This window comes from Streptomyces sp. NPDC055254 (assembly GCF_053606025.1).
The window spans coordinates 220534-244455 of sequence record NZ_JBSGQV010000002.1; the positions used below are offsets into that span (position 1 = coordinate 220534).

At 72.5% G+C, this 23922-nt stretch carries 21 protein-coding genes; 8 read left to right on the top strand and 13 right to left on the bottom strand.

The window, feature by feature from the left end; all coding sequences use genetic code 11:
• Positions 1-27: 27 nt before the first annotated feature.
• Genes ACWFQ8_RS03260 through ACWFQ8_RS03295 form a run of 8 tightly spaced genes read right to left on the bottom strand, consistent with a single transcriptional unit; the run spans position 28 to position 6884 of the window.
• On the bottom strand, positions 28-2049 hold the full coding sequence (locus ACWFQ8_RS03260; RefSeq protein ID WP_453784450.1) for an NADH-quinone oxidoreductase subunit 5 family protein: 2022 nt from the start codon (positions 2047-2049) through the stop codon (positions 28-30).
• On the bottom strand, positions 2046-2402 hold the full coding sequence (gene nuoK, locus ACWFQ8_RS03265) for an NADH-quinone oxidoreductase subunit NuoK (RefSeq protein ID WP_453784451.1): 357 nt from the start codon (positions 2400-2402) through the stop codon (positions 2046-2048). The genes ACWFQ8_RS03260 and nuoK overlap by 4 nt, the downstream gene beginning before the upstream one ends.
• Positions 2402-3046 carry an NADH-quinone oxidoreductase subunit J family protein gene (locus ACWFQ8_RS03270; protein WP_453784452.1) on the bottom strand — a complete coding sequence of 215 codons (645 nt, stop codon included), beginning with the start codon at positions 3044-3046 and terminating at the stop codon, positions 2402-2404. The genes nuoK and ACWFQ8_RS03270 overlap by 1 nt, the downstream gene beginning before the upstream one ends.
• Complete coding sequence (locus tag ACWFQ8_RS03275) at positions 3043-3654, bottom strand: NuoI/complex I 23 kDa subunit family protein (RefSeq protein WP_453784621.1); 612 nt, start codon at positions 3652-3654, stop codon at positions 3043-3045. The genes ACWFQ8_RS03270 and ACWFQ8_RS03275 overlap by 4 nt, the downstream gene beginning before the upstream one ends.
• Positions 3651-4619, bottom strand: a complete 969-nt coding sequence (locus ACWFQ8_RS03280; protein ID WP_453784453.1) for a complex I subunit 1/NuoH family protein — start codon at positions 4617-4619, stop codon at positions 3651-3653. The genes ACWFQ8_RS03275 and ACWFQ8_RS03280 overlap by 4 nt, the downstream gene beginning before the upstream one ends.
• Complete coding sequence (locus ACWFQ8_RS03285; RefSeq protein ID WP_453784454.1) at positions 4616-5890, bottom strand: NADH-quinone oxidoreductase subunit C; 1275 nt, start codon at positions 5888-5890, stop codon at positions 4616-4618. Before ACWFQ8_RS03285 ends, ACWFQ8_RS03280 begins: the two co-directional genes overlap by 4 nt.
• On the bottom strand, positions 5887-6486 hold the full coding sequence (locus ACWFQ8_RS03290; protein ID WP_453784455.1) for an NADH-quinone oxidoreductase subunit B: 600 nt from the start codon (positions 6484-6486) through the stop codon (positions 5887-5889). Before ACWFQ8_RS03290 ends, ACWFQ8_RS03285 begins: the two co-directional genes overlap by 4 nt.
• Positions 6477-6884 (bottom strand): NADH-quinone oxidoreductase subunit A, encoded by a 408-nt coding sequence (locus ACWFQ8_RS03295; RefSeq protein ID WP_384539808.1) that lies wholly within the window; start codon positions 6882-6884, stop codon positions 6477-6479. Before ACWFQ8_RS03295 ends, ACWFQ8_RS03290 begins: the two co-directional genes overlap by 10 nt.
• Positions 6885-7031: 147 nt before the next feature.
• On the opposite strand from ACWFQ8_RS03295, the gene ACWFQ8_RS03300 reads away from it, so the two are divergent.
• The 7 genes from ACWFQ8_RS03300 (at position 7032) to ACWFQ8_RS03330 (ending at position 17341) form a co-directional block, all read left to right on the top strand.
• The gene (locus ACWFQ8_RS03300) at positions 7032-8216 is read left to right on the top strand and encodes a sensor histidine kinase (protein ID WP_453784456.1); all 1185 of its coding nucleotides are present in this window, start codon (positions 7032-7034) and stop codon (positions 8214-8216) included.
• A 985-nt stretch (positions 8217-9201) separates the two neighbouring features.
• Entirely contained in the window at positions 9202-10506 is a 1305-nt protein-coding gene (locus ACWFQ8_RS03305) for a sensor histidine kinase (RefSeq protein ID WP_453784457.1), read from the top strand.
• Between the two features lie 306 nt (positions 10507-10812).
• Positions 10813-11472: a response regulator transcription factor gene (locus ACWFQ8_RS03310; RefSeq protein WP_453784622.1), complete on the top strand. Its 660-nt coding sequence runs from the start codon at positions 10813-10815 to the stop codon at positions 11470-11472.
• Between the two features lie 167 nt (positions 11473-11639).
• Positions 11640-13583 carry a 2-oxoacid:acceptor oxidoreductase subunit alpha gene (locus ACWFQ8_RS03315; protein ID WP_453784458.1) on the top strand — a complete coding sequence of 648 codons (1944 nt, stop codon included), beginning with the start codon at positions 11640-11642 and terminating at the stop codon, positions 13581-13583.
• The gene (locus ACWFQ8_RS03320; protein ID WP_453784459.1) at positions 13576-14652 is read left to right on the top strand and encodes a 2-oxoacid:ferredoxin oxidoreductase subunit beta; all 1077 of its coding nucleotides are present in this window, start codon (positions 13576-13578) and stop codon (positions 14650-14652) included. The genes ACWFQ8_RS03315 and ACWFQ8_RS03320 overlap by 8 nt, the downstream gene beginning before the upstream one ends.
• Before the next feature lie 224 nt (positions 14653-14876).
• Positions 14877-15821, top strand: a complete 945-nt coding sequence (rarD, locus tag ACWFQ8_RS03325) for an EamA family transporter RarD (RefSeq protein WP_453784460.1) — start codon at positions 14877-14879, stop codon at positions 15819-15821.
• 203 nt (positions 15822-16024) lie between these two features.
• A complete protein-coding gene (locus ACWFQ8_RS03330; RefSeq protein ID WP_453784461.1) occupies positions 16025-17341 on the top strand; it encodes a M28 family metallopeptidase in 1317 nt (438 codons plus the stop codon).
• A gap of 39 nt (positions 17342-17380) precedes the next feature.
• On the opposite strand, the gene ACWFQ8_RS03335 is transcribed toward ACWFQ8_RS03330, so the two are convergent.
• The 4 genes from ACWFQ8_RS03335 to ACWFQ8_RS03350 form a co-directional block, all read right to left on the bottom strand.
• Entirely contained in the window at positions 17381-17797 is a 417-nt protein-coding gene (locus ACWFQ8_RS03335; protein ID WP_453784462.1) for a hypothetical protein, read from the bottom strand.
• The gene (locus ACWFQ8_RS03340) at positions 17794-17997 is read right to left on the bottom strand and encodes a plasmid partition protein ParG (RefSeq protein WP_453784463.1); all 204 of its coding nucleotides are present in this window, start codon (positions 17995-17997) and stop codon (positions 17794-17796) included. The genes ACWFQ8_RS03335 and ACWFQ8_RS03340 overlap by 4 nt, the downstream gene beginning before the upstream one ends.
• Positions 17998-18104: 107 nt before the next feature.
• The gene (locus ACWFQ8_RS03345; protein ID WP_453784464.1) at positions 18105-19319 is read right to left on the bottom strand and encodes a LolA family protein; all 1215 of its coding nucleotides are present in this window, start codon (positions 19317-19319) and stop codon (positions 18105-18107) included.
• Positions 19320-19580: 261 nt separating this feature from the next.
• Entirely contained in the window at positions 19581-20591 is a 1011-nt protein-coding gene (locus ACWFQ8_RS03350) for a polyprenyl synthetase family protein (protein ID WP_453784465.1), read from the bottom strand.
• Between the two features lie 372 nt (positions 20592-20963).
• Here ACWFQ8_RS03350 and ACWFQ8_RS03355 point away from each other — a divergent pair, with 372 nt between their 5' ends.
• On the top strand, positions 20964-22967 hold the full coding sequence (locus tag ACWFQ8_RS03355; protein ID WP_453784466.1) for a CocE/NonD family hydrolase: 2004 nt from the start codon (positions 20964-20966) through the stop codon (positions 22965-22967).
• A 77-nt stretch (positions 22968-23044) separates the two neighbouring features.
• Here ACWFQ8_RS03355 and ACWFQ8_RS03360 read toward each other — a convergent pair whose 3' ends face one another.
• Complete coding sequence (locus ACWFQ8_RS03360) at positions 23045-23851, bottom strand: HAD-IIB family hydrolase (protein ID WP_453784467.1); 807 nt, start codon at positions 23849-23851, stop codon at positions 23045-23047.
• Positions 23852-23922: the final 71 nt, after the last annotated feature.

The following is a 23922-nucleotide window of genomic DNA, read 5'->3' on the forward strand; positions in this document are numbered from 1 at the left end:
TGATATCAATCACGGCTGACTCACGGCTCACGATCCGGCGTTGACGTTGGCGAGGACGGCGGTGGCGATCGCCAGGACCACGGCGCCGGCGAGCAGGGCGCTCAGATAGCTCTGCACGTTGCCGGTCTGGGCCCGGCGGACGAGGCTGCCGATCAGCCGGGTGCCGGTGCCCGCGCCGCGGACGTAGGTGTCCACGACCTCGCGGTCGAGGAAGCGGACCAGGCTCGCGGCTCCGCGGACGGGGCGTACGAACAGCCGGTCGTAGAGGGCGTCGAGGTGGAAGCCGTCGGCGGCGTGGCGGTGCAGGGGGCCGAGCAGGGCGCGTCCGGGGTCGGGGGCCGGGGTGGCCGGGACGGCGGGGTGCTCGTGGGTGACCTCGGCGACCTCGGGGGCTTCCGCGGCGGACACGGCGGCGGCCACGGAAGCGGGCACCGCGGCGTCCGCGGTGGCCCGGCCGGTGGGGGCGGGGGCCGTGGCGGCCTTGGCCGTGGCGCGCTGCCAGAGGCCGTAGGTCAGCAGGGCGCCGATGACGGCCGCGCCCGTACCGAGGAGCGAGGTGGCCGCGGTCGGGACGAGCTGACCGCCGTCGAACCAGTCGGCGATCGGCCACGCGGCGACGCCGAAGGCGATCGACGGGATCGCCAGCAGCCAGAGCACGCCGGTCATGGCCATGGGTTCCTTGCCGTGGTCGGGAGCCTCGGCACCCCGGCCGCGGAAGGCCATCAGCCACAGCCGGGTGGCGTAGGCGGCGGTGAGCAGCGCGGTCAGCACGCCGGCGACGAGCACCAGCCAGCCGGCCGCGCCGGGAGCGGACTCCGAGTGACCGGTGGCGGCGCGCTCGGCGGCGACGAGGACGGCTTCCTTGGAGAAGAAGCCGGCGAAGGGCGGGAAGGCGGCGAGCGCGAGCAGCGCGATCGTCATCGTCCAGAAGGCGTCGGGGATGCGCTTGGCCAGGCCGCTCGTACGGGACATGGCGGCCAGGGAGTTCGTACCGGCGGCGTGGATGATCACGCCCGCGCCGAGGAACAGCAGGGCTTTGAAGGCGCCGTGGGACAGGAGGTGGAAGACGGCCGCGCCGCGGTCGGCGACGGCCAGGGCGCCGATCATGTAGCCCAGCTGGCCGACCGTGGAGTAGGCGAGCACCCGCTTGATGTCGTCCTGGGCCAGGGCGGCCAGGCCGGAGCCGATCATCGTGACGGCCGCCATGACGGCCATGACCACCAGTGCGGCGCCGGACGCCGTGAAGACGGGGAGGAGACGGGCGATGAAGTAGACACCGGCGGCGACCATGGTCGCGGCGTGGATCAGCGCGGAGACCGGGGTGGGGCCCGCCATGGCGTCGGGGAGCCAGGTGTGCAGCGGGAACTGCGCGGACTTGCCGGCGACACCGGCGAGCAGGAGCAGCGCGATCGGCGTCGGGTGGTCGAGTCCGCCCGCGGCGACGGTGTCGAGGATCTTGGTGATCCGGAAGGAGCCGGCATCGGTGGCGAGCGCGAACAGGCCGATGAGGAAGGGGACGTCGCCGAGTTTGGTGACCAGGAAGGCCTTGAGGGAGGCGGACCGGGCGGCCTCGGTCTCCCAGTAGTGGCCGACCAGGAAGTACGAGCAGATGCCCATGATCTCCCAGCCGACCAGCAGCACCATCAGATCGCCGGAGTAGACGACGAGCAGCATGGCGGAGGTGAACAGTGAGACCAGAGCGGCATACGACGGGTAGCGCGGGTCCTCGCGGAGGTACGCCGTCGAGTAGAGCTGTACGCAGGTGGCGACGAGTCCGACGAGGACGGCGACCAGCACGGCGAAGCCGTCCAGGTGGAGCGAGAGCTCGATCGGTACGGAGCCGGTCGGGGTCAGCTCCGTCGCCGTGTCGATCGGACGGCCGCCGCCCTGGCGGACGGCGACGAGCACGGCCAGCACGGCGGCGGCCAGGGTCGGGAGGATCGCGAGCGGCCGGACGAAGCCGGGGGCGGTGCGGCCGAGGAGCAGTCCCGCCACCGCGCCCAGGAAGGGGAGCAGGGGGACGAGGACGGCCAGGGTCGTGGTGCTCACGCGGCGACCTCCGGCCGGGTGGTGCGGTGGCTGGGGTCGGGCTCGTGGCCCTCGGCGGTGTCGCGCAGCCGGTCGACGTCCGAGGTGCCCCGGTTCCGGTACACCATCAGCACGATCGCGAGACCGATGCCGATCTCGGCGGCGGCGATGGCGATGGTGAAGAGGGTGAGGGCCTGGCCCGCGTGCAGGGTGTCGCGCAGCCACACGTCGAAGGCCACCAGGTTGAGGTTGGCGGCGTTGAGCATCAGCTCGACGGACATCAGGACCAGGATGGCGTTGCGGCGGGCGAGTACTCCGTACAGGCCCGTGCAGAAGAGGAGCGCCGCGAGCACGGCGGGGTAGGCGAGGTGCATCAGCGCTGGCCCTTCTTGTCACCGGTGTCGGCGGCCGTACCGGGGCCGGCGGCCGTACCGGCGTCGGCGTCGCCGGCCGGCGCGGTGGGGCCGCCCCGCCGGGACAGCACGATGGCGCCGATGAGGGCCGCGAGGAGGAGGACGGAGAGCGCCTCGAAGGGCAGCACCCAGTGCTGGAAGAGGATCTCGCCGGAGACCTTCGTCGAACCCTGGACGGGGCCGTCGAGGTCGATCCAGGTCGTGCGGAAGGCGTCGACGACGACCCACACGAGTGCGACGGCCGAGACCGAGGCGACGCCGAGCGCGACCCACCGGTTGCCGGAGTCGGCGTCCGGGGAGCGGCCGATGGGTGCCTTGGTGAGCATCAGTCCGAAGAGGAGGAGGACCACCACGGAACCGAGGTAGATCAGGACCTGGACCCAGGCGATGAACTCCGCGGTCAGCAGCAGGTATTCGACGGCGATGCCGCCGAGCGCGACGACCAGCCAGAGGGCCGCGTGCACGAGCTGCTTGGTGGTGACCGTGACGAGGGCCGCGCCGAGGGTGGCGAGGCCGACGAGGACGAAGGCGACCTCGACGCCGGTCGGGGAGAGGAATCCGGGCCCGGCCGTGGTGGCCGCGGCCAGGGTGGCGGCGGGGGTCACGCGTCTCCCTCCGGGGCGGGGGTGGTCGGCGGTTCGGTGGCGGAGGGCTCGGCGGCGGCCGCTGCGGCAGCCGCTGCGGCGGCGGCTGCTGCCTCGGCCTTCTCCACCGCCTTGCGGGCGGCGGCGACTTCCTTCGGTTCCTCGGCGGCCGGGTCGAGGGCGGGCGGGGCCGGGACGGTCCACATCCACTCGCGGAGCTTGTCCCGCTCGTGGGTCAGCTCGTGGATGTCGGTCTCCGCGTACTCGAACTCCGGCGACCAGAAGAGGGCGTCGAAGGGGCACACCTCGATGCAGATGCCGCAGTACATGCAGAGGGAGAAGTCGATGGCGAAGCGGTCGAGGACGTTGCGGCTGCGCTCGCGCCCACCGGCGGTGGACGCCGGGACCGTCTCCTTGTGGGAGTCGATGTAGATGCACCAGTCGGGGCATTCACGGGCGCACAGCATGCAGACCGTGCAGTTCTCCTCGAACAGGCCGATGACCCCGCGGCTGCGGGGCGGGAGCTCGGGCTGGACCTCGGGGTACTGGGCGGTGTGCGCGCGCTTCGTCATCGTGCGCAGGGTGACGGCGAGGCCCTTGGCGAGGCCGGATCCGGGCATGGGCATCAGTTGATCGCCACCTTCACGATGCCGGTGAGCGCGATCTGGGCGAGCGCGAGCGGGATGAGTACGGTCCAGGCGAGCTTCTGGAGCTGGTCCTCGCGCAGCCGCGGGTAGCTCACGCGCAGCCAGATCACGAGGAAGGCGAGGACCGCGGTCTTGAGGAGGGTCCAGACCCAGCCGAGGCCGTCGGCGCCGAACGGGCCGTGCCAGCCGCCGAGGAACAGGACGGTGGTGAGGGCGCAGAGCACGACGATGCCGGCGTACTCGGCGAGCAGGAACAGGGCGAAGCGCAGGCCGGTGTACTCCGTGTACGCGCCGAAGATGATCTCGGAGTCGGCGACGGGCATGTCGAAGGGGGGCCGCTGGAGTTCGGCGAGGCCGGCGGTGAAGAAGACGAGCGCGCCGGCGATCTGCCAGGGCAGCCACCACCACTCGAAGGCCTCGACGATGCCGGGGAGCGACACCGTCCCGGCGGCCATGGCCACGGAGGCGGCGGCGAGCAGCATGGGGAGCTCGTAGGCGAGCAGCTGGGCGGCGGTGCGGAGGCCGCCGAGCAGGGAGAACTTGTTGGCGGAGGCCCAGCCGGCCATGAGGGAGCCGAGGACTCCGACGCCCATGACGGCGAGTACGAAGAACAGCCCGGCGTCGATGACCTGTCCGACGGCGCCCTCGCCGGGGCCGATGGGGATGGCGACAAGGACGAGGAGGTAGGGCAGGAGCGCGACGGCGGGGGCGAGCTGGAAGATCCGCCGGTCGGCGTTGGCCGGGACGATGTCTTCCTTCTGCGCGAACTTCACGCCGTCGGCGACGAGCTGGGCCCAGCCGTGGAAGCCGCCCGCGTACATGGGGCCGAGGCGGCCCTGCATGTGGGCCATCACCTTGTGCTCGGTCTGCCCGACGACGAGCGGGAGCACGAGGAAGACGGCGAAGACGACGATCAGCCGCAGGGCGACGTCGAGGACGTCGTTCACGCGTCGCCTCCGGTGTCGGTGGTGGGGTTGGCCTCCGGCCCGGAGGTCGGGGTGGACGGGGGCTCGGCCTCCGGCCCGGGGGTCGGGGCGGGCTCGGCCTCCGGGGTCGCCTTCGACTTCGGCCCGGGGGTCGGGGCGGGCTGGGCCTCCGGTTCGGGCTTCGGGGTGGCCGGGGGCTCCTCGAAGGCGGGTTTCGGGTCGTGCCAGGGCGCGTCCGCGCTGCGGGGCGCTGCCCGGCGGGTGGCCTGCGGCCTGCCGGGGGGCTGGGGTGCGTCTGCCTGGGCGTCCGGGTCCGGCGGCGCCGCCTGGCTCGCGGAGCCGTCGGCCGTCGAGCGGCTGCGGCGCGGAGCGGTCGCCGCCGTCCGCGGGGCGGCCGGGGTCGGGTCGGCCTGCGGCGCGGTGGCCTCCGGGGTCTCGCCCGGCTCCGGCGCGGGCTCGGCCTGGCTCGCGGAGCCGTCGGCCGTGGAGCGGCTGCGGCGCGGCGGGGTCGCCGCCGTCCGCGGGGTGTCCGTGGTCGGGGGCCGGCTTGCGGGGGCGTCGGGGGCCGAGGGGGCGCCGCGCTGCGGGGTCTCCGTGGTCGGTCGGGGGGCCGAGGCCTCCGCGGCCGAGCGGGTGCGGCGCGCGGGGGCGCCCTCGCGGGGGGCGGCGCCGGCCGCGCGGGGGGTGCGGGCCGGGCGGGTCGGGGCCGGCGGGAGCTGCCCCTTGAGCGGGCCCCAGTCGTTGGGGTCCGGGACGCCCGGCGGGAGCATCTGGCGGCGCTTCGGGCCGTCGGGGTCGGCGCCCTCGCCCGGCTCCTTCGCTCCCGGCCAGGCCTTGGCGACGCGCGCCGCCAGGACGAAGTCCTTGCGCAGCGGGTGGCCTTCGAAGTTCTCGGGGAGGAGCAGCGGAACGAGGTGCGGGTGGTCGGTGAAGACCACCCCGAACATCTCGAACGTCTCGCGCTCGTGCCACTCCGCGCCCGCGTACACGGCGACGGCCGACGGCAGGGACGGCGCGCCGTGCGGGACGGTCGTGCGCAGCAGCAGCCGGCGTACGCGCTTGTTCTCCAGCGACACGACGTGCGCGCAGATCCGGAAGCCGGTGCCCGGCTCGTCCACCGCGCTCAGCCAGTCGAAGTAGGTGCAGCCCAGTTTGTCCCGGGCGATCTCCAGCGCGGAGATCCACGAGCCGACCGGTACGTCGACCGTGAGGACGTCGTACGAGAACTCGGCGAGCGCCTCGGCGCCGAAGACCGTCGCCGCCGCGTCGGGGAGGGAGTCGTAGAGGTTCACGCGCCGGCCCCCGGGGCGGGCGGCGGGGAGACGAGGCCGCTGGTGAGCTGGGCGACGGACGGGTCCGCCGCGTAGCGCTCCGCCAGCGACTCGCGGGCGATCTTCTCCTGGAGCTTGAGGATGCCCTGGAGCAGCGCCTCGGGGCGCGGCGGGCAGCCCGGTACGTACACGTCGACCGGGATGATCTGGTCGACGCCCTTGGTGACCGAGTACGAGTCCCAGTACGGTCCGCCGCAGTTGGAGCAGGCGCCGAAGGAGATGACGTACTTGGGCTCCGGCATCTGCTCGTAGAGCCGCTTCACGGCGGGGGCCATCTTGTCCGTCACCGTGCCCGAGACGATCATCAGGTCGGCCTGGCGGGGCCCCGGTGCGAAGGGGATGACGCCGAGGCGGATGAAGTCGTGCCGGGCCATGGAGGCGGCGATGAACTCGATCGCGCAGCAGGCGAGGCCGAAGTTGAAGACCCACAGGCTGTACCGGCGGCCCCAGTTGAGGACCACCTTCATCGGCTCCGGCGCGAGGCGCGAGAGCACTCCCAGGCGCTTGGGCTCCGGGAGCGGCTGCGGCTGCGGCTGCGGCTGCGGTGTCACGTCCATTCGAGGACGCCCTTCTTGTACGCGTAGAGCAGGCCGACGGCCAGGAACCCCAGGAAGATGAACATCTCGACCAGGGTCGTGGCGCCGTAACCGGCGGCGGCGAACACCGTCGCCCACGGGAAGAGGAAGATCGAGTCGACAGCGAAGACGACGTAGAGGAAGGCGTAGACGTAATAGCGGACCTGGGTGTGCGCCCAGCCCTCGCCGACGGGGTCCACACCGCATTCGTACGTCAGCAGCTTCTCGGGGGTCGGGACCACCGGGCGCAGCAGGCGGCCGGCGCCGAAGGCCACGGCCACGAAGAGCACACCGAGGACGGCCAGCAGGCCGACGACCGAATAACTCCGGAAGTAGTCCGCCGCGAGCACGGTTGCGGTCGAAACCGTCTGTTCGGGCACGTCCGTTCCTCGCTCCTCGGCCACTGTCGACGATCTGGTACGCACGGGAGTCTAGGGCCTGCCTCCCACGGGGTGGGGTTATCCCCCGTTCACAGCACCCCGGCCACCCCATGGCATCAGCGGGGCGCGCTTGACAGGCTGTGCCGCATGACCGTGATCACCCAGTCCTCCGAGAGCACCGGCAATGACCGGCCTCCCCCGGTTCGCGCCGCCTTCGACGCCGTGACGTGGAAGGAGATCGCGCATCTGCTGAGCAATCTGCCGCTGGCGATCGTCGGTTTCGTCTACACGGTCTTCATGGTCTCCACTGCGGGCGGTCTGTCCGTGACCGCCGTCGGACTCCCTCTGCTCGCGTGCGGTCTGTTCGTGTCCCGGCAGCTGGGACGGCTGGAACGGGCGCGGGCGCGGGCGCTCCTGGGCGTACGGGTCGAGGAGCCGACCCCGCTCCCCGGCGTCCGGCGGGCCGGGGGGTTCTTCCCCTGGTTGTGGGCGGGGATCAAGGACCCGGTGGCCTGGCGGACGGTGCTGTACGAGCTGGTCCGGCTGCCGTGGGGGGTTCTGACCTTCAGTATCGCGCTGACCGGGCTGTTCGTGCTGTGGCCGGTGCTGCCGTACCTGGTGCGCGGGCTGGCGAACGCGGACCGCGCGATGGTACGGGGCCTGCTGTCGCCCTCGGACGAACTGGAGCGGCGGATCGCGGAGCTGGAGTCGGACCGGGGTGTCGTGGTCGACACGGCGGCGGCGGACCTGCGGCGCATCGAGCGGGACCTGCACGACGGGGCGCAGGCGCGGCTGGTGGCGCTGGCCATGGGGCTGGGGCTGGCGAAGGAGAAGCTGCTGGAGGACCCGGAGGGCGCGGCGGCGATGGTCGGCGAGGCCCACGGGGAGGTGAAGCTGGCGCTCCAGGAACTGCGGGACCTGGCCCGCGGGATCCACCCGGCCGTGCTGACCGACCGGGGGCTGGACGCGGCGCTGTCGTCGGTGGCGTCGCGGTGCGTGGTGCCCGTGAAGGTGGCGGTGGATCTGCCGGCCCGGCCGGCGGAGGCGATCGAGGGCATCGCGTACTTCGTGGTGTCGGAGCTGCTGCAGAACGTGAGCAAGCACGCGGGGGCGCGGGGCGCGGGCGTGGAGGTCTGGCGGTCGGGGGCGCGGCTGCTGATCCGGGTGTCGGACGACGGGCGGGGTGGGGCGCGGATGTCCGGGGGGACGGGGATGGCCGGGCTCGCGGAGCGGTTGGGGGCGGTGGACGGGGTGTTCGTGCTGGACTCCCCGGAGGGCGGGGGGACCGTGGTCACGGCGGAGCTGCCGTGGCGGGACCGGGCGGGGCGGTAGCCCCTGCGGGGTGGCTCCGCCGGGCGGGACGGGGTGGCTCCGCCGGCGGGACGGGTGGCTCCCGCCCCGGGCGAGGACGCGGCGGCTTCGTGCGGGCGGGCCCGGCCGTGCGCGGGCGCGGGCGTGCGCGGGCCCGAGCCGTGCGCGGGCGCGGGCTCGCTTCTGGGCGGTGCCCCGATCCCCCCGGGGGGCCAGGCAGGGCGCCGGCCTGTGCGGGACCTCGGTTCCCAGCCCGGCCGGGCGCGGGCGCGGGGCCCCGCCGGGCCCGGGCTCGGTTCCGGGTGGTGCCCGTTCCCCGTGGGGCCAGGCAGGGCGCCGGCCTGTGCGGGACCTCGGTTCCCAGCCCGGCCGTGCGCGGGCGCGGGGCACCGCCGGGCCCGGGGCGCGGGGCACCGCCGGGCGCAGCCCCGCGCCGGGGGTGGGGGCGCGGGGCCGGTGGGGGGGAGATGGCGGCCCTCCGCCGCCGTGGCATTTCTGAGGCGGCGCTACGGCCGACTCGTCCGCTGCTCCGGCTACTACGGCCCGCCTGTTCCGGAGAAGTGCCGGCCGGACCGGACCGGCCCGACGGGCGGGTCCGCTGGCCGGCCCCGCCGGAGGCGGACGGGCCGGTCCCGCCGGAGGCGGACGGGCCGGTCCTGCCGGAGGCGGACGGGCCCGCCCCGCCCGAGGCGGACCGGCCGGCCCTGCCGGAGGCGGACGGGCCGGTCCTGCCGGAGCCGACCGGCCGGCCCTGCCCGAGGCGGACTGGCCGGCCCGCCGGATGCCGACTGGATGGCTCGCCGGATGTTCAGCCCGTGGGCCGCCGTCCCTCGCGGTCCTCGGTCGTCGGCGATTCGGGGCGCGGGCTCGTCGTTCTGCGCGGTCTCGGCGGGTGGTGGGGGTGGGGATAACCCCCCGGTGGACAGGCCGACTCGCCGCATGGTTCGGGGGGTGGGGGCGCGGCAGGGTGGGTGGGACGAGAAGACGTGAAGGGCGGGTCGGGATCATGGACAACGGCAAGGGCACCGGCATCGGTTCCGTGCTGCGGGCGCCGGTCGAGGGCAGGACCTGGCGGGAGTTCGGGTACGTGCTGGTCGGGCTGCCGCTCAGCACGCTGTACTTCTCGCTCGCGGTCACCGGCGTCAGCCTGGGGGCCGGGTTGCTCGTGACCTTCCTCGGGATCCCCGTCCTGGCGGGCGTGCTGGCCATGTGCCGCGGCTTCGGGCATCTGGAGCGGGCCCGGGTCCGCACCCTGCTCGGGGCCCGGGTCGGCGACCCGGCACCCGTACGGGCCCGCAAGGGCGGCGCGATCGCCGCCATGGGAGCGGTACTCAAGAGCGGCAGCGCCTGGCGGCACGTGCTGTACTCGGTGATCCACTTCCCCTGGGCGCTGTTCGGCTTCTGCCTGGCACTGACGCTCTGGACGACGGGCTGGTCCATGCTGCTGTACCCGCTCTGGTTCTGGGTGTTCCCCGCCTTCACCGACCAGCCCGGTCTCATGGTGTTCCAGAACGACGCGTACTCCTTCTACCTGGACTCTCCGGCGGCCGTCTGCGCCACCGCCCTGGCCGGGCTGCTCATCACCCTCGCCACGCCCTGGGTGCTGCGGGCCCTGACCGCCGTCGACCGGGTCATGGTCGACGGGCTGCTCGGGCCGTCCCGGCTGGACAGCCGCGTCCACGAGCTGGAGTCCGACCGCGGGGTGGTCGCGGACACCGCCGCGGCCGATCTGCGGCGCATCGAGCGTGATCTGCACGACGGCGCGCAAGCCCGGCTGGCGGCCCTGGCCATGGATCTGGGGCTCGCGAAGGAGAAGCTGCTGGAGGACCCGCGGGTCGGCGCGCGCATGGTGGACGAGGCCCACGGCGAGGTGAAGATCGCCCTCCAGGAGCTGCGGGACCTGGCGCGCGGGATCCACCCGGCCGTGCTGACCGATCGCGGGCTGGACGCGGCGCTGTCGTCGGTGGCCTCCCGGTGCGCCGTGCCCGTACGGGTGGCGGTGGAGCTGCCGGCCCGGCCGGCGGAGGCGATCGAGGGCATCGCGTACTTCACGGTCTCGGAGCTGCTGCGGAACGTGAGCAAGCACGCGGGGGCGCGGTCGGCGTCGGTGGACGTGTGGAAGTCCGGGGAGCGGTTGCTGATCCAGGTCGCCGACGACGGGCGGGGCGGGGCGGGCCCGCTCACGGCCGGCACGGGGCTGGCGGGGCTGGCGGACCGGCTGGACGCGGTGGACGGGGTCCTGGTGGTCGACTCCCCCGCCGGGGTCGGTACGACGGTCACCGCCGAGCTTCCCTGGCGCACCCGCCCCTGAGGCCGGGCCGGCGCGTACCGGCCACGTCCCGCCGCCGGGTGCCCGGTCACTGCCGGCCCGCCCCGGCCGTCGTCTCACCGGCGGTCCATCGCGGTCCCACCCCCGCCTCATCCCTGCCTCACCGTGCCTCCCCACCAGGCGCCCCACCGGCCCCTTTGCGGAACCTGCCGCTTCTCGGAAACTCCCCCCGCCCGCCCATCCGTTGTCCCTCCGGGGCCTTGATCGGGCTCCGGGGCTGGGATGCTTGGCGGCGTCAGGGAGTACGGGGAACAGTGACGCGGGAGCTGCAGAGACGTGGACGACAGGGTGCGGGTGGTCATCGCCGAGGATTCAGTGCTGCTGCGCGAGGGCCTGACCCGGTTGCTGACCGACCGGGGGCATGACGTCGTGGCCGGCGTCGGGGACGCGGAAGCCCTGCTCAGGACGGTGGCTGAGCTGGCGGCGCAGGACGCGCTGCCGGACGTGGTGGTGGCCGATGTACGGATGCCGCCGACGCACACCGACGAGGGGGTGCGGGCCGCGGTGCGGCTGCGGCGCGACTACCCCGGCGTGGGGGTGCTCGTGCTGTCGCAGTACGTGGAGGAGCAGTACGCCACCGAACTTCTGGCCGGTTCCAGCACCGGGGTGGGGTACCTGCTCAAGGACCGGGTGGCCGAGGTCCGGGAGTTCCTGGACGCCGTGGTGCGCGTCGCCCGGGGCGGTACCGCCCTGGACCCGGAGGTCGTCGCCCAGCTCCTCGGCCGCAGCCGCAAGCAGGACGTGCTGGCGGGGCTGACGCCGCGCGAGCGCGAGGTGCTGGGCCTGATGGCCGAAGGCCGTACCAATTCCGCGGTGGCGAAGCAGCTCGTCGTGAGCGACGGAGCGGTGGAGAAGCACGTCAGCAACATCTTCATGAAGCTGGGCCTGTCACCGAGTGACGGGGATCACCGGCGCGTATTGGCCGTTCTCACCTACCTCAAGTCCTGATTACGTGAAGTCTTGATCGATCGACACTCTGTCAGACAAGGCAAACCGGTAGGAGCGTCTCAAGGGGCGGTCCGACGGTCCGGAACGTGGGCGCTCCCCGGGGACGGGACCCTACCGACGTAGGGTTGGAACCGGGGGAGCCCACGCCTCGAAGGAGGTCCAGTTCAGTGACCAGCCAGGTCAGTAGCCCAGCCGATCAGGCCGATGGGGCTGGGGGTGCGGTTGTCGGTGGGCAGCGCATCCCGGCGAGCCCCGGTGGCAAGGAAGTCCGTCGTCTCGATCGTGTGATCATCCGTTTCGCGGGTGACTCGGGTGACGGCATGCAGCTCACCGGCGACAGGTTCACCTCGGAAACGGCATCATTCGGCAACGACCTCTCCACCCTGCCGAACTTCCCCGCCGAGATCCGCGCCCCCGCCGGGACCCTCCCGGGCGTCTCCTCCTTCCAGCTGCACTTCGCCGACCACGACATCCTCACGCCGGGTGACGCCCCGAACGTGCTGGTCGCGATGAACCCGGCGGCGCTGAAAGCCAATATCGGGGACGTGCCGCGCGGCGCGGAGATCATCATCAATACCGATGAGTTCACCAAGCGCCCGATGGCCAAGGTCGGCTACGCGACCTCGCCGCTGGAGGACGGCTCGCTGGACGCCTACAACCTCCACCCGGTGCCGCTGACGTCGCTCACCGTGGAGGCCCTGAAGGACTTCGGGCTCCCCCGCAAGGAGGCCGAGCGCAGCAAGAACATGTTCGCGCTGGGCCTGCTGTCGTGGATGTACCACCGGCCGACGGAGGGCACGGAGAGCTTCCTGCGGCAGAAGTTCGCGAAGAAGCCGGACATCGCGGAGGCGAACGTCGCGGCGTTCCGCGCGGGCTGGAACTTCGGCGAGACCACCGAGGACTTCGCGGTGTCGTACGAGGTGGCTCCGGCCACCCGCGCCTTCCCGACCGGGACCTACCGCAACATCTCCGGGAACCTGGCCCTGGCCTACGGGCTGATCGCGGCGGGCCAGCAGTCCGACCTGCCGCTCTACCTGGGCTCGTACCCGATCACGCCCGCCTCGGACATCCTGCACGAGCTGAGCAGGCACAAGAACTTCGGCGTGCGCACGTTCCAGGCCGAGGACGAGATCGCCGGCATCGGCGCGGCGCTCGGCGCGGCCTTCGGCGGGTCGCTGGCCGTCACCACCACCTCGGGACCCGGTGTGGCCCTGAAGTCGGAGACGATCGGCCTGGCGGTGTCCCTGGAGCTGCCGCTGCTGATCGTGGACATCCAGCGCGGCGGCCCCTCGACCGGCCTGCCGACCAAGACGGAGCAGGCCGACCTGCTCCAAGCGATGTACGGGCGCAACGGCGAGGCGCCGGTCCCGATCGTCGCCCCGAGGACGCCGGCGGACTGCTTCGACGCGGCCCTGGACGCGGCGCGGATCGCGCTGACGTACCGGACGCCCGTCTTCCTGCTGTCGGACGGCTACCTCGCCAACGGTTCCGAGCCGTGGCGGATCCCCGAGGTCGCGGACCTGCCGGACCTCAGGGTGCAGTTCGCCGCCGGCCCCAACCACGAGCTCGCCGACGGCACCGAGGTGTTCTGGCCCTACAAGCGGGACCCGCTGACCCTGGCCCGCCCGTGGGCCGTCCCCGGCACTCCCGGCCTCGAACACCGCATCGGCGGGATCGAGAAGCAGGACGGCACGGGCAACATCTCCTACGACCCGGCCAACCACGAGTTCATGGTCCGCACCCGCCAGGCCAAGATCGACGGCATCGCCGTGCCCGATGTGGAGGTCGACGACCCGGACGGAGCCCGCACGCTCGTCCTGGGCTGGGGCTCCACCTACGGCCCGATCACGGCCGCGGTCCGCCGGCTGCGGCTCGCCGGCGAGCCGATCGCGCAGGCCCATCTGCGCCACCTCAACCCCTTCCCCAGGAATCTCGGCGAGGTCCTGGAGCGTTACGAGAGGGTAGTGGTGCCGGAAATGAACCTCGGGCAGCTCGCGACCCTGATCCGGGCGAAATACCTGGTCGACGCCCAGTCGTACAACCAGGTCAACGGAATGCCGTTCAAGGCGGAGCAGCTCGCGACGGTTCTCAAGGAGGCCATCAATGACTGAGGTGACCGACGCGGCTCCGGCCCCGACACTGCTGTCGCTGGTGCCCAAGGCCGAGGCCAAGCAGTCCATGAAGGACTTCAAGTCGGACCAGGAGGTCCGCTGGTGCCCCGGCTGCGGTGACTACGCGGTGCTCGCCGCCGTCCAGGGCTTCATGCCGGAGCTCGGGCTGGCGAAGGAGAACATCGTCTTCGTCTCGGGCATCGGCTGCTCCTCCCGTTTCCCGTACTACATGAACACCTACGGGATGCACTCCATCCACGGCCGCGCCCCCGCCATCGCCACCGGGCTGGCCACCTCGCGCCGGGACCTGTCCGTCTGGGTGGTCACCGGTGACGGCGACGCCCTGTCCATCGGCGGAAACCACCTCATCCACGCGTTGCGGCGGAACGTCAACCTCAAGATCCTGCTGTTCAACAACCGGATCTACGGGCTGACCAAGGGCCAGTACTCGCCGACCTCCGAGGTCGGCAAGATCACCAAGTCCACGCCCATGGGCTCCCTCGACGCCCCTTTCAACCCGGTGTCCCTGGCGATCGGCGCCGAGGCCTCCTTCGTCGCCCGGACGGTGGACTCCGACCGCAAGCACCTCACCGAGGTGCTGCGCCAGGCGGCCGCCCACGAGGGCACGGCGCTCGTCGAGATCTACCAGAACTGCAACATCTTCAACGACGGCGCCTTCGAGGTGCTCAAGGACAACGAGCAGGCCCAGGAGGCCGTGATCCGGCTGGAGCACGGCCGGCCCATCCGTTTCGGGGCCGACGGCGCCAAGGGCGTCGTCCGAGACCCGGCCACCGGCGACCTGGAGGTCGTCATGGTGACCCCCGAGAACGAGTCGCGCGTCCTGGTCCACGACGCGGACGCCACCAGCCCGACCACGGCCTTCGCCCTGTCCCGGTTGGCCGACCCCGACACCCTGCACCACACCCCGATCGGGGTGTTCCGCAGCGTCCGGCGGCCCGTGTACGACACGCTCATGGCCGACCAGCTCGACCTGGCGATCGACCGCAGCGGCAAGGGCGACCTGGGCGCGCTGCTGACCGGCAACGACACCTGGACGGTCGTCGGCTGACCGGTGCCGTGCGAGCGGCACCGGCGGCGTAGCCGTCGTCACGGAGCCCGGACCTCCCCGGAGGCCCGGGCTCCGTCGCGTACGGGGACGGATCGCGCACCAGCTGCCCGGCGCGCGGTGGACGTTTCCCGAAGTGTCATGAGTATCTCGCCGTAACGGGCATGACATCCGGCTCTCTCGGCGTTACCGTCGTGAAGTTGGCTTGAAGTCGTACAGGAGGCCCCGTGAAGGCAGAGAACGAGCAGCGCACGGGTTTGCTCTACGGATTCGCCGCATACGGGATGTGGGGGCTGGTCCCCCTCTTCTGGCCGCTCCTCAAGCCCTCCGGAGCCGTCGAGATCCTCGCCCACCGCATGGTGTGGTCCCTGGCCGTGGTCGGCTTGGCGCTCCTCGCCCTGCGCCGCTGGGGGTGGATGGCGGAGCTGCTGCGCCAACCCCGCAAACTGGCCCTGACCACGCTCGCCGCCTCGGTGATCGGTGTGAACTGGGGCCTGTACATCTGGGCCGTCAACAACGGCCACGTCGTCGAGGCCAGCCTCGGCTACTTCATCAACCCGCTCGTCAGCATCGCCATCGGTGTGCTGGTGCTCGGTGAACGGCTGCGCCGCGCGCAGTGGGTGGCCGTCGGCATCAGCCTCGCCGCCGTCCTGGTCCTCGCGGTCGGCTACGGGCGTCCGCCGTGGATCTCGCTGGCCCTCGCCTTCTCCTTCGCCACCTACGGGCTGATCAAGAAGAAGCTCAACATGGGCGGCCTCGAATCGCTCGCCGCGGAGACCGCCGTGCTGTTCCTGCCCGCCCTCGGCTATGTGCTGTGGCTGGGGGTCCAGGGGCAGTCCACCTTCACGACGCAGGGGGCGGGGCACTCCGCCCTGCTCGCCGCGACCGGCCTGGTCACCGCGCTCCCGCTGGTGTGCTTCGGCGCGGCCGCGATCCGGGTCCCGCTGTCCACCCTGGGGATGCTCCAGTACATGGCCCCGGTGTTCCAGTTCGGGCTCGGCGTCCTGTACTTCCACGAGGCCATGCCGCCCGAGCGGTGGGCCGGGTTCTCGCTGGTGTGGGCCGCGCTCGCGCTGCTGACCTGGGACGCCCTGCGCACCGCGCGGCGGTCGCGGAGCAGGGTCGAGGTGGCGCCGCCGGTGGTGGCCGCGCCGACCCGCGAGCCCGCGTAACACCGCTCTCCCCACCCTCACGATCCCCGGTACGCAGCGTGCGTACCGGGGATCGTCCGTTTTCCGAACCACCCTGACCGGATTGTGGTCTTGACGGATAGTCACACTCTCGCCGACCATCAGGCTCGCACTGACGCACTAACGCTCACCTGCTCTATCCCCACCTGTTCCGTCACATCCCCGCGGAATTCCGGAGCCCCCACATGAGCCTGTCCGTCTCTCGGCGCCTCGCTGCCGTGACCGCCTTCGCGGTCGCGGGCCTGTTCGCCGCCACCGCCCCCGCCGCACTCGCCGCCCCCACGGCGGTCACCGCGGCGCCGACGCCGCCCGACATCCCCCTGGCCAACGTCAAGGCCCACCTGTCGCAGTTCTCGACGATCGCCGCCAACAACGGCGGCAACCGCGCGCACGGCAGGCCCGGGTACAAGGCCTCCATCGACTACGTGAAGGCCAAGCTCGACGCCGCGGGCTTCACCACCGCGCTGCAGACCTTCACCTCCAGCGGCGCCACCGGCTACAACCTGATCGCCGACTGGCCGGGCGGCGACCCGAATTCGGTCCTGATGTCCGGCGCCCACCTGGACTCCGTGACCTCGGGTGCGGGCATCAACGACAACGGCTCCGGTTCCGCGGCCGTCCTCGAAGCCGCGCTCGCCGTCTCCCGGGCCGGCCTCCAGCCCACCAAGCACCTGCGCTTCGGCTGGTGGGGCGCGGAGGAGCTGGGCCTGATCGGGTCCAAGCACTACGTCAACAACCTGCCGGCCGCGGAGCGCTCGAAGTTCGCCGGCTACCTGAACTTCGACATGATCGGCTCGCCGAACCCGGGCTACTTCGTCTACGACGACGACCCGACCATCGAGCAGACCTTCAAGAACTACTACGCCGGCATCGGCGTAGCGACGGAGATCGAGACCGAGGGCGACGGGCGCTCGGACCACGCGTCCTTCAAGAACGTGGGCATCCCGGTCGGCGGCCTCTTCACCGGCGCCAGCCGGACGAAGACGGCGGCGCAGGTGCAGAAGTGGGGCGGCACCTCCGGTCAGGCCTTCGACCGCTGCTACCACTCCTCGTGCGACAGCCTGACGAACATCAGCGACACCGCCCTGGACCGTAACTCGGACGCCGTCGCCTACGCGATCTGGAACCTCGGCGCCACCACCCCGGTCCCGCCCGGCCCGTCCTTCGAGAACACCGCGGACGTGAACATCCCGGACTCCCCGGCCGCCGCGGTGACCTCGTCGATCACCGCCTCCGGCGTCGCCGGCAACGCGCCCGCCACCACCAAGGTCGACGTGAACATCGTCCACACCTACCGCGGTGACCTGGTGATCGACCTGCTGGCGCCGGACGGCACGGCGTACCGGCTGAAGAACTCCGGTTCCGACTCGGCCGACAACGTGGTCGCCTCGTACACGGTGAACGCGTCGAGCGAGGTCGCCAACGGGGTCTGGAAGCTCCAGGTCAAGGACGTGGCGGCGCAGGACGTCGGCTACATCAACAGCTGGAGGATCACCTTCTAGGAGATCGCCCCACCGCCCCGCCGGCCCCGGCCGGCGGGGCTACGCGTCCTCCGCGCGGCTCCGTAGCGAGGCGGGCAGCGGTTCCCGCATCCGGGCGCGCAGCTCCCGCGCCACCGCACCGATGTCCGCGCGGCCCAGCTTCGCCGCCTCGACGAGATCGCCGAGCTCCTCCGGCGAGGGCAGCTGCTCGGCTCCGGCGACCCGCAGGTACGAGCGGGTCGCCGCGGCCGCGTAGAACTCGTTCATCGGGGATTCCAGCGCCGGGCACACCGCGAGGGTGTGCAGAAACGCGGCGGCCCGCCACGCGGTGTCCGGGGCGGGCTGTTCGGGTACCAGGACGAGGTCGTTCTGGTGGCGGGCGACGGCCGCGGCCACCCCGGAGGGGTCCCACACGGCGGGATCGGACGGGAGATGGTGGGCCAGAGCGGTCCAGGCCCACTCCATGGTGATCTTCAATTGCCGAACCGCTCCTGGAAGTAGCCCCAGTGGTCGGCGAACTCGTCGATTCCGGACAGGAAGCTCTTGCGGTCCTCGTCCAGTTCGCGTTCGGTGACCTCGGTGATCAGAGCGGTGACCGTCGTGCCCATGGCCGCCGCGCGCGCCTTGAGGCGTTCGTGGAACTCTTCGTCCAGGCGGATGGTGACGTGTCTCGACATACCCCACACCGTACAGCGGGTGCGCTGTACGGCGGGGCGGAATGCCGCGGGGGTGGGCAGGGACACAGTCCCCGCCCACCCCCGGTGGCGGCGCCGCCGCGCGGCGCCTACTTGTTCGCGTCGGCCGCCTTCACCAGCGCGTCCTTGGTGACCGCGCCGACGTAGACCTTGCCGTCGTCCGTGATCAGGGCGTTGACCAGGCGGGTCGACAGGACCCGGCCCTCACCGAAGGTCCCGGTGACCTTGTCCCCGAGAGAGTCCAGGAACTGCTGGGCCTCCTTGGGAGCGTTCTTGTCGTTCTGGCCGCCCTTGAGGTCCTGGAGGCCCTTGCCCGCTCCGGAGTCGATCCGAGCGATGGTCGCCCAGCCCTCGCCGAGCACCGACATGTCGCCCTTGCCGTTCGGCCCGCCGAGCAGGTCTCCCAGGCCCGGGAGGGACTCCAGCGCCTTGAAGCCCTCGTCCTTGTGCTCGCGGCCGGCCGCGTCGGAGCCCTCCGTCACCTTGGCGCCCTTGGGCGGGGTGAAGGCGAAGGTGTCGGCGGACGGCTTGGCGAAGTCCACCTTGGTGAAGCCCGCGTCCACGATCGGCTTGCCGCCCTCCGTGGAGAGCACCTGCACGCGCAGCGGCACGCCGTTCTTCGCGTCCACCGCGATCTGCACCGAAGCGACCGTGGAACCGCTCTGCTTGGGCTTGAGCACCAGCTGGTAGGCGTCCCGGCCGGCGACCTGGGCGGTGTCGCCCACGCTGACGTCCGTGGTGGGGCCGGCGGCCTTCAGGACCTCCTCGGCGAGCTGCTGGGGCGAGGCGGCCAGGCGGTCGCCGGTCTTGCGCTCCTTGGCCTCGTCGCCGCCCGTCCGCGCGGGGGCCTTCTCGTGGAAGACCTCGTTCGACTTGGAGTCGTAGCCCCACACGTCGTCGCCGTTGTGGACGAGGCTGTACTCGTCCTTGCCGTCGAGGAAGGTGAGCCTCTGGCGGTCCGGGCCGTCGGCGGCGACGCGGAAGGTGTGCGTGCCGTTGGCCAGCTGCGCGACCTTGTCCTCCGGGTTCGCCGAGCCGCCCGCGACGCCGCCGCCGCCGAGCAGGCCGGAGGCGATCTTCGGCAGGCCCAGGTCGGTGCTGAGCCGGGCCGTGCCGGACAGCTGCTGCACCTCCGAGGCGGCCACCTTCTCGATCAGCTGCTGCGCCGTCACCTTCGGAAGGTCGGGTCCGCCGGCGTTGGCGAAGGCCGGGACCATCGCGACGGTCGCCGCGGCCACACCTGCCACCGCGACCGGTACGGCGTACCGGGCGACCTTGCGAGAAGTCTTCGTGTTCGCTGACATGTCAGTGCCCTGCCCTCTGTGTCGACGGCGGCGACCCCCGTGTCGCCGCGCTCACCCGATCTGGTGGGGTTTTATGACTCCATCTGATCAAAACGGCGGCCCGAAGGCGTCAGCCCCGGGACTCAACTGTGGGTACGACCGTGGGATGACACGGCGAGGGCCCCGCCGCCCCGACCCGTAGGGGTCGCCGGGCGGAAGGGCCCGTTCCGTCGTCGCGGGGGCGGGGACGCCCCGGCGGGGCGGCGCAGCCCGGCGCGGGCGTCAGCCGGCGCGGTGGACCACCGCGTCGCAGAGCTCCTCCAGTGCCGCCTTCGCGAAGCACTCGGGAAGCGGGGCGAGCGTGGCGCGCGCGTCCTCCGCGTAGCGAATGGTGTCGCGGCGGGCCTGCTCCAGGGCGGGATGCGCGCGCAGCCGGGTCAGCACCTCGGCGTGGCGGGCGTCGTCCGTCAGGTCGCCGTCCAGCAGCCGTACGAGCTCCAGGTCCTCGGGCCGCCCGTCCCGCGCCGCCATCTCGCGCAGCCGCAGCACGGGCAGCGTCGGGATGCCTTCGCGCAGGTCGGTGCCCGGCGTCTTGCCCGACTCGTGCGCGTTGGAGGCGATGTCGAGGACGTCGTCGGCGAGCTGGAAGGCGGTGCCGAGGCGCTCGCCGTACTGCGTCAGGATGTCGACGACGGACTCGTCGGCGCCGGACATGAGCGCGCCGAAGCGGCCGGAGACGGCGATCAGCGAGCCGGTCTTGCCGGCGATGACGTCGAGGTAGTGGGCGACCGGGTCACGGCCGTCGCGCGGGCCGGCCGTCTCCAGGATCTGCCCCGTCACCAGCCGCTCGAAGGCCTCGGCCTGGATGCGGACGGCCTCGGGGCCGAGGTCGGCCAGGATGTGCGAGGCGCGGGCGAACAGGAAGTCACCCGTCAGGACGGCCACCGAGTTGCCCCAGCGGGCGTTCGCGCTCTCCACCCCGCGCCGTACGTCCGCCTCGTCCATGACGTCGTCGTGGTACAGCGTGGCCAGGTGCGTGAGCTCCACCACCACGGCGGACGGCACGATCCCCGGCGCGTACGGGTCGCCGAACCGGGACGCGAGCATCACCAGCAGCGGGCGGAAGCGCTTGCCTCCGGCCCGCACGAGGTGCTGCGCGGCCTCGGTGATGAAGGGGACTTCGCTCTTGGTGGCCTCCAGCAGACCCGCCTCGACGGCGGCCAGTCCGGCCTGGACATCGGTCTCAAGAGCCTGGTCCCGCACGCTCAGTCCGAACGGCCCGACGACGGTCACGAGGGGTACTCCTGTCTGCTGACGATCACGCTGACGATCACCTGGATTGTCGATGTGTCGCTGCCATCACTCAAGCCAGCGTATCGGGTCCGTTTTCGATCACCGAGAGCGCCTGTCCGGCCACCACGCGCGCACTGCCTGTTAAGCACCGGTATGTTCTTGAGGAGTCGAAACAACCGGAGAATCCATTGTGTCCAGAGTTGCGCCCACCGTGGAGGGGCCCGGGAGTCCGGGGGCCCGGCGACCGACCGGCCGCCACCGGGCGACGACCGGAGTGACGAAGATCATCGGCGGCCGCCCCACCGGCCCGCGGGCCGCGGCCGCGGCGCACGACGCACCCCGTCCACTGCGGCGATTGGCGACTGAACTCTCATGATCATCCGCACCGAGTTCCCGTACGCGACCACGCGCGAGGATGTCCGGATCCCGCTGCCCGACGGCGTGGAGCTGTACGCCCGGATCTGGCGCCCCGTCACCGGCGAGCCCGTGCCGGCGCTGCTGGAGTACCTCCCGTACCGCCTCACGGACCGGACCGCGCCGCGCGACCGCCAGCGCCACCCCTGGTACGCGGGGCACGGCTACGCCTCCGTACGGGTCGACGTGCGCGGCCACGGCTGCAGCGGGGGCCGGCCCGGAGACGAGTACAGCGCCCGCGAGCTGGCCGACGGGGTCGCGGTCGTGGAGTGGCTGGCGGCGCAGCCGTGGTGCACGGGGTCCGTGGGCATGTTCGGCATCTCCTGGGGCGGCTGCAACTCCCTCCAGATCGCCGCGCTCGCCCCCGGGCCCCTGAAGGCGATCGTCACCGTGTGCTCCACGGACGACCGCTACGACAACGACGTCCACTACATGGGCGGCTCGGTCCTGGCCGTCGACATGCACGCGTGGGCGGCGACCATGCTGGCCTTCGCCGCCCGCCCGCCGGACCCCGAGTTCGTCGGCGACGGCTGGCGCCGGCAGTGGCTGGACCGCCTGGACGCGGTCGAACCGCTGATCCACACCTGGCTCTCGCACCAGACCCGCGACGACTACTGGCGCCGCGGCAGCGTCTGCGAGGACTACGGGGCGATCGGCGCCGCGGTCCTCGCGGTCGGCGGCTGGCACGACCCGTACCGGGACACCGTGCTGCGGCTGGTCCAGCACCTGCCGTCCACCCGCGTCCGGGGCCTGATCGGCCCGTGGTCGCACCAGTACCCGGACCGGGGGCTGCCGCCGGGTCCGGCGATCGGCTTCCTCCAGGAGACCCTGCGCTGGTGGGACCACTGGCTCAAGGGAGTCGACAACGGCGTGATGCGCGAGCCGCTGCTCCGCTCCTGGATCAGCGACTCCCACCCGCCCGCGACGGTGTACGACGAGCTCCCGGGCCGCTGGGTCGGGGACCGGTCCTGGCCGTCCGCCGCCGTCGTGCCCGTCCCGTACGGGCTCCAGGGCGCGCCCGTGGAGGTCGCCTCCCCGCAGCACACCGGGCTGGACGCGGGCCGCTTCTTCCCCTTCGGCAACGACTCCGACCTGCCGCCGGACCAGCGGGAGGAGGACGCGAAATCGGCGTGCTTCGAGTTCCCGGTGAGCGGCCGGGAGCCGGTGCGGATCCTCGGACGGCCGTCGGTGACGCTGCGGCTGCGCCTGGACGTGCCGTACGGGCAGGTGGTGGCGCGGCTGTGCGACGTGGCCCCGGACGGCGCGTCGACGCTGGTCACGCGCGGCGCGCTGAACCTCTCGGCCCGCCGGGGCCGGGAGGGGGCCGTGCCGTGGCCCGTGGGCGCGTACGAGGACGTCACCTTCGAGCTGAACGGCATCGGGCACTGCTTCCCGCCGGGACACCGGATCCGGCTGGCGGTGTCCTCGGCCTACTGGCCGTGGATCTGGCCCCGGGCCGGCTCGGAGGCCGGGTGGACCCTGGACCCGGCGGGCAGCACCCTGACGCTGCCGGTGCGCACGCCGTCCCCGGCTGACGAGGGGATCGTCTTCGGGGAGCCGGAGCAGGCGGAGCCGCTGGGAGTCGTGTACCCGGCGACGCTGGACGAGCCGCGGCCGCAACGGCTCGTCGTACGGGACGTCGCTCGCGGGACGTGGCGGCTGGAGGTGGACCCGCGGTACGGGGGCACGCGGGTGTACCCGGACGGGCTGGAGTACGGCGAGGACGCGCTGGAGGTGTACGAGATCCAGGAGGCGGACCCGTTGTCCGCCCGCGCCCGCTCGGACTGGAAGATCCGGCTCCACCGGCCGGAACGGGGGTGGGACGTGCGGGTGGAGACGCGGTCGGAGGTCTCGTGCGACGAGGGCGGCTTCGTGACGTCGAACGAGGTGGTGTGCCGGGAGGGGGACGAGGTGGTCTTCCACCGCACGTGGGAGCGGCGCCTCCCCCGCGCGGCGGGCTGACCCCCGGGCGCTGCGCCCCGACCCCGGGCGGCGCCCCCGGACGAGCCGCACCCGGCACATCACCGGTGGGTGCGGCGTCAGCCGTAGAGGCGTTCCAGGACCACCGCGATGCCGTCGTCCTCGTTCGACAGGGTGACCTCGTCCGCGACGGCCACCAGCTCCTGGTGGGAATTGGCCATGGCCACCCCGTGCGCCGACCACGCGAACATCGGGACGTCGTTCGGCATGTCCCCGAACGCGATCGTCCCCGATCCCGGCACCCCCAGGATCCGCGCCGCCCGGGCCAGCCCGCTCGCCTTGTCGATGCCCGGGGGCTGGAGTTCCACCGTGTGCTCCCCCGCCATCGTGACGTTCACCAGGTCGCCCACCACCGACCGGGCCACCCGCGTCAGCTCGTCGTCGTCCAACTCCGGGTGCTGGAGCAGCACCTTGTTGATGGGGGACGACCACAGGTCGGCCCGGCGCGGCACCCGGACCGTCGGCAGGTGCGGGTGCCACATCCGGTAGCCGGGTTCTATCAGCATCTCCGCGTCCAAACCCTCCTGGTTGACCGCCGCGTAGACCTCGCCGATCTCCGCCTCGATCTTGCCGAGGGCCACTTCGGCGAGCCCCCGGTCCATGGACACGGAGTGCAGGAGGCGGCCGCGCGCCGCGTCGTACACCTGCGCGCCCTGCCCGCACACCGCGAGCCCCGTGTAGCCGAGGCCGTCCAGGACGTGCCGTACTTGGGGGACCGGGCGGCCGGTGACGACGATGTGCCGGGCGCCGGCCGTGCGAGCGGTGGCGAGCGCCTCGTACGAGCGGGCGGAGACGGTGTCCCCGGCGCACAGCAGAGTCCCGTCCAGGTCAGTGGCGATCAAGGCGAAGGGGAGGGCGGAAGTCACGGCGCCAAGGATACGGACCCCTTTGGACAAGTCCTACAAATAGCGCCCGTATCTGGCCTCCCACACACCCC

Coding starts and splice junctions, on each gene's coding strand:
- nuoK (WP_453784451.1), bottom strand. CDS start 2,402: ATGCACCTCGCCTACCCCGCCGTGCTCGCGGCGCTCCTCTTCTGCACG.
- ACWFQ8_RS03290 (WP_453784455.1), bottom strand. CDS start 6,486: ATGGACGTGACACCGCAGCCGCAGCCGCAGCCGCAGCCGCTCCCGGAG.
- ACWFQ8_RS03300 (WP_453784456.1), top strand. CDS start 7,032: ATGACCGTGATCACCCAGTCCTCCGAGAGCACCGGCAATGACCGGCCT.
- ACWFQ8_RS03305 (WP_453784457.1), top strand. CDS start 9,202: ATGGACAACGGCAAGGGCACCGGCATCGGTTCCGTGCTGCGGGCGCCG.
- ACWFQ8_RS03320 (WP_453784459.1), top strand. CDS start 13,576: ATGACTGAGGTGACCGACGCGGCTCCGGCCCCGACACTGCTGTCGCTG.
- ACWFQ8_RS03330 (WP_453784461.1), top strand. CDS start 16,025: ATGAGCCTGTCCGTCTCTCGGCGCCTCGCTGCCGTGACCGCCTTCGCG.
- ACWFQ8_RS03340 (WP_453784463.1), bottom strand. CDS start 17,997: ATGTCGAGACACGTCACCATCCGCCTGGACGAAGAGTTCCACGAACGC.
- ACWFQ8_RS03345 (WP_453784464.1), bottom strand. CDS start 19,319: ATGTCAGCGAACACGAAGACTTCTCGCAAGGTCGCCCGGTACGCCGTA.
- ACWFQ8_RS03355 (WP_453784466.1), top strand. CDS start 20,964: ATGATCATCCGCACCGAGTTCCCGTACGCGACCACGCGCGAGGATGTC.